This window comes from Micromonospora sp. NPDC004336, from assembly GCF_053602615.1.
The window spans coordinates 55,294-63,110 of record NZ_JBSGDY010000018.1 but is presented as its reverse complement, the minus strand read 5'-3'; the positions used below and the strand labels follow the sequence as shown (position 1 = coordinate 63,110).

Genomic DNA, 7,817 nt, shown 5'->3' with positions numbered 1-7,817 from the left:
GGGGGTCTAAAACTCGTCCTCCCTCGTTTTTTTTGGTCCTGCCCCCCTGGGTTATTAGGCCATTTCCCCCGGCCCGTGCCCGCCCCCACGCCGCCGTGCCGACGGTACGGAAGCAGTCCTCGACGAGGTCGCCTGCCGTTCCGAACGGTCGGCCGTCGCCGTTGCCGCGCCCCCGGACGACGCGCAGGCCCACCTCGGCGGCGAATTCGCCGAATTCGCGCAGCAATTCGGTCTTACCGATGCCGGGGTCGCCGTACAGGACGATTGTGGCGCACATGGGCACGTTGTTCCGATCGCACGCCTCCCGCAGGAGACGCGTTTCGGCCGATCGCCCCACAAGCCTGTCCATCGTGGCGGTCTTCGCCGAGTTCCGTGTCTCTGACAGTTCCGGTGTGGAACGAGGGGATCCGTTGCCCATGCGGGAATGCTAAGGCCGGCGCGGGGCGCGGAAAGCGACGTCTATCCGACGACAACCGTCAATCAAGATCAACGCGTCCCGGGATTCCCGTGGCCGGTCCGGTCGGTCCGCCACCGGCCGGTCAGGGCCGGGCGGGTAGGAAGTCGGGGCGGCGCTCGATGCGCGCCCGGTCCGCCCGGGAGGCGAAGTGGCGGTCGATGCGCCGGGTGGCGTCGGCCCACTGGCGCATGGTGCGCACCGGGGTCAGCGTGTCCACCACGAACGGGTCGTGCCAGCGCTCGACCGCCCGCCGCCACAGCTCCGCGGGCGGGTCCGTCAGCAGGTTGCCGACGGTGCCCTCGTACGCCGGCATGGCGCGCGCCGCGCCGTCGGGCTCGATCTGCAGGGCCGGGAAGAACTGGCCACGGCGGATGCGGTCGGGGTGCATCTGCAACGCCAGGTTGTCCGTGGCGGTCACCTGGACCGACGGCGGCGCCGCGGAACGCAGCCGCGCGGTGAACGCGGCGCCGCCGAGCAGCCCGACCTGCTCGTCGGTCAGCAGCTCGTGCTCGGCGACCCCGGGCCGGCTGGCCAGCCCCTCGGGCACCACCGCGCCGAGGGAGACGAAGCCCAGCGCGGGAAAGCGCGGCGCGATCCGGGTGCAGAAGTCCTCCGCCTGGTCGAAGTTGCTGCGTACCAGGACGCAGTCGATCCCGAAGCTCGGCGTGTCCTCGCCGCCCCGGCGGAGCCCTCCGACCTTCTCGTCGAGGAGCCGGAGGGTGGCCATCGCCCGGTCGAACGACCCCCGCCGGCCCCGGATCCGGTCGTGGACCTCGGCCGTCGCGCCGTCGAGGCTGACGCTGACCCGGAAGAAGTGGCGCACGATGTCGTCGACCGTCTCCGGGCGCACGGACCAGCCGCCGGTGAAGAGGGCGACCTTGATGCCCGCTGCCGCCATCCGTTCGGCGACCTCGAACACCCCGTCCGCCAACAGCGGCTCCCCGCCGGCCAGGGAGATGCCGTACGGGCGCATCGCGATGATGCGGTCCGCGACGCGCAGCATGTCCGGCCGGCTCAGCTGCCGGCTCGGCCGCCGCCCCGACTCGGAGTAGCAGTGGAAGCACCGCAGCGGGCACGCGTAGGTGATGTCCCAGATGATCTCGAGGGGACGGTCGGGTATCTCCATGCGGCGCTCCTGGCGTGCGGTGGGCGGATCGGGCGGGGTGTCGAGGCCCCCGGGGCGGCCGGACGAGGGCGACCGGACAGGGCGGGCGGCCGGGGCGGCCGGATGGGGCGGGCGGCCGGACGGGGCGGGGTGCGGGGGTCAGGGCGCGGAGCGCGGGTCGAGCAGGACCAGCAGCTGCCGGTGGCCCGTCGCCGACACGCTGGGGTGGACGTCCTCGACGAGCGTCAGGTCGGGGAACCGTCGGACGAGGGTCCCGATGGCCAGGCGGGCCTCGGCCCGCGCGAGGGCCGCGCCGAGACAGTGCTTGCGGCCGAGGCCGAAGGCGAGGTGCGGGTTGGCCGGCCGGCGCGGGTCGAACACGTCCGGGTCGGCGAAGCGGGCGGGGTCGCGGTTGACGGCCCGCATCGCGCAGTGCACGCCGGTCCCCGCGGCCACCGGGACGCCGGCGACCTCGGTGTCCGTCCTCGCGTACCGGGAGGACAGGGCGGCCGGCGTGACGAACCGGAGCAGCTCCTCGACCGTGGCGTCCAGCTCGTCCGGATGCTCGACCAGCCGCCGCCACCGGTCGCGCGGTCGCAGCAGGGTGGCGATGCCGCTGGCCAGCAGGGTGGTCACGGGACGGTTTCCGGCCACGAGCAGCAGGCGGACGGCGGACAGCACGTCCGCCTCCGACGTCGCCGGCCCCTCGGAGCGGGCCATCGCGCTGACGAGGTCGTCGCCGGGGTCGCGGCGCCGCTCGGCGATCAGCGCCCTGAGGTAGTCGGCCAGCGCGAGCCCGGCGCTCCTGGTGACCGGCGTCGCCGCGCCCAGTTCGGCGATCCACCCGTAGACGTAGTCGCGGATGTAGCGGCGGCCGTCGGCCGGGATGCCGAGCAGTTCGCAGAGGACGGCCACCGGCAGCGGGCGGGCCAGGCAGTCGATGGCGTCGACCGGCGTGCCGGTGGGCACGGCGTCCAGCAGCGCGTCGATCTCGCCCTGGATCCGGGCGGCCAGCGCCGTGACCCGCCGGTGGGTGAGCTGCCGGGTGATCATCCGACGCAGCCGTCGGTGCTGTTCCTCGGGCAGGAAGAACAGGTCCTCCTCGTCGAGGAGGTCCTCGTCGGCCCGCCGGCCGGCGCGCGCCGCCAGCGCCTGCGGGGGCTCGCCCATCAGCCGTGGGTCCGCCAGCGCCTTCGCCGCGGCGTCGTAGCCGGCGAGCAGCAGCCCGGTCTCCCGGCCGCCCATGTTGACCTGGTGGACCGGCCCGGCCTCGCGGATGCGGCGGACCGTGTCGGCGGCGGCCAGCATCCGCGCGGTGATGACGGGCAGCCCCATCGGGCACCGTTCGGCGCCCACGGTGGCCGCCAGGTCGGGGCTGCCGGCTCCGGCGTCGACCGGGTTCGCTTCGATCGCGGTCATCGACACAAGCCTTCCTGCGGTGGGAACGGGTGGTCCGGGCTCAGCGGGTCGCGGCGAGGAACTGGGTGGCGGCCAGCTCCGCGTAGAGGGGGTCCGCCGCCACCAGCTCGGTGTGGGTGCCGACGGCCTGCACCACTCCCGCGTCGATGACGACGATCTGGTCGGCGAGGGTCACCGTGGACAGCCGGTGCGCGACCACCAGGACGGTGGTGGTGCGGGACGCCTCCGCGATTGTCTCCCGCAGCGCCGCCTCGTTGACGGCGTCGAGTTGCGAGGTGGCCTCGTCGAGCAGCAGCAGCCGGGGGCGGCGCAGGAGCGCGCGGGCGATGGCCACGCGCTGGCGTTCGCCGCCGGACAGCTTCGTGCCGCGGTGCCCGACCAGCGTGTCCAGGCCGTCGGGGAGCTGGGCCACCAGCCCGTCGAGGCGGGCGATGTCCAGCACCCGCCGCAGGTCCTCCTCGGCGGCGTCGGGCGCGCCGAGGAGCAGGTTGTCGCGGAGGGACCCGGAGAGCACCGGTGCGTCCTGCTCGACGTATCCGATCGCCGCCCGCAGCTCCGGCAGGCCCCAGTCGGCCACGTCGCGTCCGTCGAGCAGGATGCTGCCGGCGGTCGGCTCGTAGAACCGCTCGATGAGCGAGAAGAGGGTGGTCTTGCCGGCCCCGGAGGGACCGACGAACGCGGTCATGCCGCGCGGCGGGACGGTGAACGTCACCCCGCGGTGCACGTCGGGCAGGTGCGGCGCGTAGCGGAAGTGGACGTCGCGGAACTCCAGGGCGGCCGGCGCCGCGACCGTGGCCGGCGCCGGGGCCGGCGGGACGGGCTGCTCGGCGGGGAGCCGTTCCGCCTCCTGGATGCGGGCGACGGCGGCGGCCCCGACCTGGTACTGGCTCATCGCGCCGATGAGCGACTGGACGGGCAGGACCAGGTAGTAGACGTACATCAGGAAGGCGATCAGCGTCGCGACGTCGATCGCCCCCGAGGCCACCCGCGCCCCGCCGACGGCGAGGACGGTGAAGAAGGCCACCTGCATCGCCGTCTCGGCGGCGCCGCCGCCGATCGCCAGCCACCGGGCCGCGCGTACGCTGGCCCGCCAGGCGTCCCCGGCCGCGCGGTGGACCAGGGCCTCCTCGCGGTGTTCGGCGCCGGACGCCTTGACGGTACGCAGGGCGCCGAGCGCCCGCTCCAGCGCGGCGCCCATGGCGCCCACCGACCTCTGGGCCTCCCGGCTGGCCCGGTTGACCCGGGGCATCGCGAGGCGGACCACCGCGAAGGCGAGGACCAGCACCCCGAGGGTCACCGCCAGCAGCACCGGGTCGAGCAGGCCCATCACCGTGCACGTCGCGAGCACCATGACGGCGCCGGTGACCGCCCCGACCAGCGACTCGGTGGCGACCTGGCGCAGCAGGGTGGTGTCGGAGGTGACCCGCGACATGAGGTCGCCGGGCTCGGTGTGGTCCACCGCGGAGATCCGCAGCCGCAGCAGGTGCGAGACCAGGCGCCGCCGCGCGGCGAGCACGATCGACTCCCCGGTCCGGCGCAGCACGTACACGCCGAGCGGCCCGCTGACCAGCGTGACCACCACGAGCCCGACCATGACGAGGAGGACGGGGGTGGTCGGTTCCCCGGCGGCGAGCCGGGCGACGAGGTGCCGTACGGCCAGCGGCAGGGCCAGCCCCATCGCCCCGGTGACCAGGCTCAACGCCCCGCCGAGCAGGAGCCAGCGCCAGGACGGGCGCAGGTAGCGCAGCATGACCCGCCAGGCGGGAGCGGCGGCGCGGGGCGCGTCGTCGCCGGTCGGGCCGGCTGCCGGTGCGGCGCCGGACCGGGCGGCCGCCTCGTCGCGTCGGGCTTGGTACGTGGACACGGCATTCCTCACCGGGTGGGGGACGGGAACGAACTGCTGTGCGGCGGTGCCGGAGACCGGAGCCCGGCCCCCGACACCGCACGCACCCTGCCCCGGCGCGGAGGCGGGGTCAGGCGCCGAGGTCTCAGTTCTCGGCGGCGCACGTGCCGGCGTACGACGTCACGTGGCTGTAGCACGGGTGGCGCGTCGCCTGCGGCGCGCTGAGCGCCTGGAGCTTGAGCACGTAGGCCATGTCTGGTCACCTCCCTTCTCTTGTCGGCGCCCGCGGCGGTCCGGGGCGGGTCGGTCGACGCGTTCCGGTGAACGCGACGCCCGGCGGGACGGGTCGTCCACGCCGGTGGTCAGGGCTCAGGAGAGCGCCGGGGCCACGGCTCGGCGGTGTGCGTCGCCCCCGCCCTCTCCTGCCGGTGCGGGGGCGGGCGCCCGCAGGTCGAGCAGCGGGACGACCGAGGTGGTGTCGCCGAAGGCGACCCCGAGGGCGGCGAGGATGCCCGCCGAGCCGGTGGTGAGGTCCATGGACAGCCGCAGGAGCTGGTTGCCGGGGAAGGCCAGGTGCCCCTGGTAGGACAGGGCGTGCCAGCCGAGCCGGCGGACGTGCTCGCCGACGGCGGGCTGGTCCTCGGGCCGGCCCAGCAGGCGCAGGGCCGCGATCGTGCCCGCCCGGCCCAGGAACAGGAAGGGATGGCGGACGAACGGCGCCCGGCAGGCCCGTCGGGCGCCGTCGACGACGTCGTCGAAGCCGGGTTCCGGCCGCCGCCCGAGATACCGGGCGAGGACCAGCGCCAGCCCGATGCTGCCGCTGCTGAGGTACGCGTGGTAGCGGTTGCCCTCCAGGAGCTGGAACGTGCCGTCGGCCAACACGTGGCCGCGGTCCACCTCGCGGCGCAGCGCCTGCCCGGCCAGGTCGAGGTGGCGGGTCTCCCCCGTCGCCTCGTACAGCTCCAGCAGGTACAGCGCCACGCCGGTGAGCCCGTGCTGGAGGCCCACCCGGCTGTCGGGGTGGAACATCCCGGCGTCGCCGGCGTCGAACTGCTCCGCCAGTCGCCGGCCGAGGTCCAGCGCCTCCGTCCGCAGGCCCTCGTCGCCGGTGATCCCGGCGAAGTGCAGCAGGCTGAGGCCGGCCCCGGCCAGGCCGCCCTGGATGCCGGGGGTGACCAGTTCCCCGTGCAGCTTGCGGGCGCGGTCGAGCAGTTCCAGGGCGTCGTCGCGGCGGCCGAGCGACTCCAGCACCGCCGCCACCCCGTGCAGGCCGTCCAGCAGCCCCGGGCGCGGGTCGGCGCACCGCCGGGCGGCGGCGGTCAGCCAGTCCACGTACTCCGGCGGAACCTCGCAGCCCACCTGGCGCATCGCCCACAGCACGCCGGCCGCGCCCTGCCCGACGGTGAACCCGCCGGAGACGAACAGCTCGGGGTCGCCGGGGAAGAGCCGGTCCGGCCGGTCGGGCGTCGCGCTGGCGGCGATGCCGGCCACGATGGAGTCGCGGATCGCCGGCCAGTCGGGCTGCGCGGCGGTGAACATCCGGGCCGGGGCGTCCTCGCCGAGCGGGCCGCGGCCGGCGGTGAACCGGCGCAGCATCCTCGGCGCGAACCCGGCGGGGACCGGGAAGTGCGCGGCGACGGCCTCGGTCAGCGTCGCGAGCTTGACCGGCGACCGCTCCGTCAGCGGGCTGATCGGCAGGAAGACCCACTGCCGCAGGCAGTTCAGGACGTAGTCGTCGGCCTCCCGGCCGACGAGTTCCGGGGGCGCGGTGAAGCCGGGGGTGGCGAGTCCGGCGGGCTTCGTGCGCGCCAGGTCCGAGGCGATCTCGAAGTCGACGAGGACGACGGAGCCGTCCGGGCGCACGATGACGTTGCCCGGGTGCAGGTCGCCGAAGCGTACGCCGCGCGCGTGCACCGACATCAGCGCGTGGTCGACCCTGGCCAGGACGTCCGTCGCCCAGGAGGTGTACGCGGCGAGCGCCTCGGCGGTCGGGTCGGGGCCGACGAGCGGATACCGCGCGAACACCTCCTCCATCAGGGTCCTGCCCTCGACGTACTCCTGCACCAGGTAGTGGTGCTCCCACACCACGAGGTGGTCGAGGAGCCGGGGGACGCAGTCGAGGCCCCGCAGTCGCCGCAGGATCTCGCGTTCCCGGCCGAGCCGGGTGACGGCGTCCGCGCCGGTGCCGTCGAGCCCCGCGTGGGGGCGGGCCTCCCGCAGCACGACGTACCCGCCGGCGTCCCGGGTGCGGGCGAGGTAGACCCCGCCGCCGTTGGAGAAGTGCAGCGGGCGCTCGATCTCGAAGGGGAACTCGCCCTCGCCGCCCGCCTCCATCCGCGCCAGCGACGGCAGCAGCACCTCCGGCACGGTCACCCACTCCGGGACGGTGAAGAACGGGCTGCGGTCGTCGGGCACCAGGCGCCCGTCGGGGGCGCGGACGGCGTGCACGAGCTCCCCGTCCGGGGAGGTGTACGTCATCCGGCGGAACGCGCCGTACCGGACGTACACCGGCGAGTCCTCGTACCGCAGGTCGCTGAGCACGTACGGGCCGGTGAAGTCGCGCAGCAGCGCCGCCAGCTCCGGCAGCGCCTCGCCGAACCGGGCCTCGTCCGGCGGGTACACGGTGACGAGCTTGCCGCTGCCGCCCCGGTCGGCGTACTTGCTGTTGAGCAGCTCGTACGCGGCGCGGCTGCGCAGGTACTTCAGCGGGATCCCGCGGTCCAGGCAGAAGCCCACCACCAGGTCGCAGACCTCGTCGGCGGTGTCCAGGGCCGACGAGACGTGGATCTTCCAGCCCTGCTCGGGCAGGCGCGTTCCCGGCGGCTCCAGCACGACCCACAGGTCGCTGTCCCGGGCGCGCCACCCGTCGGGCAGCGGGCGGCGGTTCACCGCGAACCGGCTGCTCCGGTCGTCCATCCGCAGGGGCGACTCGAAGAACAGCGGATCGGCCTGGCAGTAGGCGAACAGTTGGGGAAACGCGGCGTCCATCGGTG

5 protein-coding genes are annotated in these 7,817 nt (G+C 74.8%); all 5 read right to left on the bottom strand.

The features are described from left to right. On the bottom strand, positions 1-418 hold a 418-nt coding region (locus tag ACWENR_RS06880), incomplete at its 3' end, for an AAA family ATPase (RefSeq protein ID WP_452276104.1). 121 nt (positions 419-539) lie between these two features. Beyond that, entirely contained in the window at positions 540-1,583 is a 1,044-nt protein-coding gene (locus ACWENR_RS06875; protein WP_452276103.1) for a radical SAM protein, read from the bottom strand. Positions 1,584-1,721: 138 nt separating this feature from the next. Beyond that, the gene (locus ACWENR_RS06870) at positions 1,722-2,981 is read right to left on the bottom strand and encodes a cytochrome P450 (protein WP_452276102.1); all 1,260 of its coding nucleotides are present in this window, start codon (positions 2,979-2,981) and stop codon (positions 1,722-1,724) included. Between the two features lie 40 nt (positions 2,982-3,021). After that, positions 3,022-4,845, bottom strand: a complete 1,824-nt coding sequence (locus tag ACWENR_RS06865) for an ABC transporter ATP-binding protein (protein WP_452276101.1) — start codon at positions 4,843-4,845, stop codon at positions 3,022-3,024. Between the two features lie 348 nt (positions 4,846-5,193). Further along, positions 5,194-7,812, bottom strand: a complete 2,619-nt coding sequence (gene lanKC / locus ACWENR_RS06860; RefSeq protein ID WP_452276100.1) for a class III lanthionine synthetase LanKC — start codon at positions 7,810-7,812, stop codon at positions 5,194-5,196. Positions 7,813-7,817: the final 5 nt, after the last annotated feature.

Coding starts and splice junctions, on each gene's coding strand:
- ACWENR_RS06875 (WP_452276103.1), bottom strand. CDS start 1,583: ATGGAGATACCCGACCGTCCCCTCGAGATCATCTGGGACATCACCTAC.
- ACWENR_RS06870 (WP_452276102.1), bottom strand. CDS start 2,981: ATGACCGCGATCGAAGCGAACCCGGTCGACGCCGGAGCCGGCAGCCCC.
- lanKC (WP_452276100.1), bottom strand. CDS start 7,812: ATGGACGCCGCGTTTCCCCAACTGTTCGCCTACTGCCAGGCCGATCCG.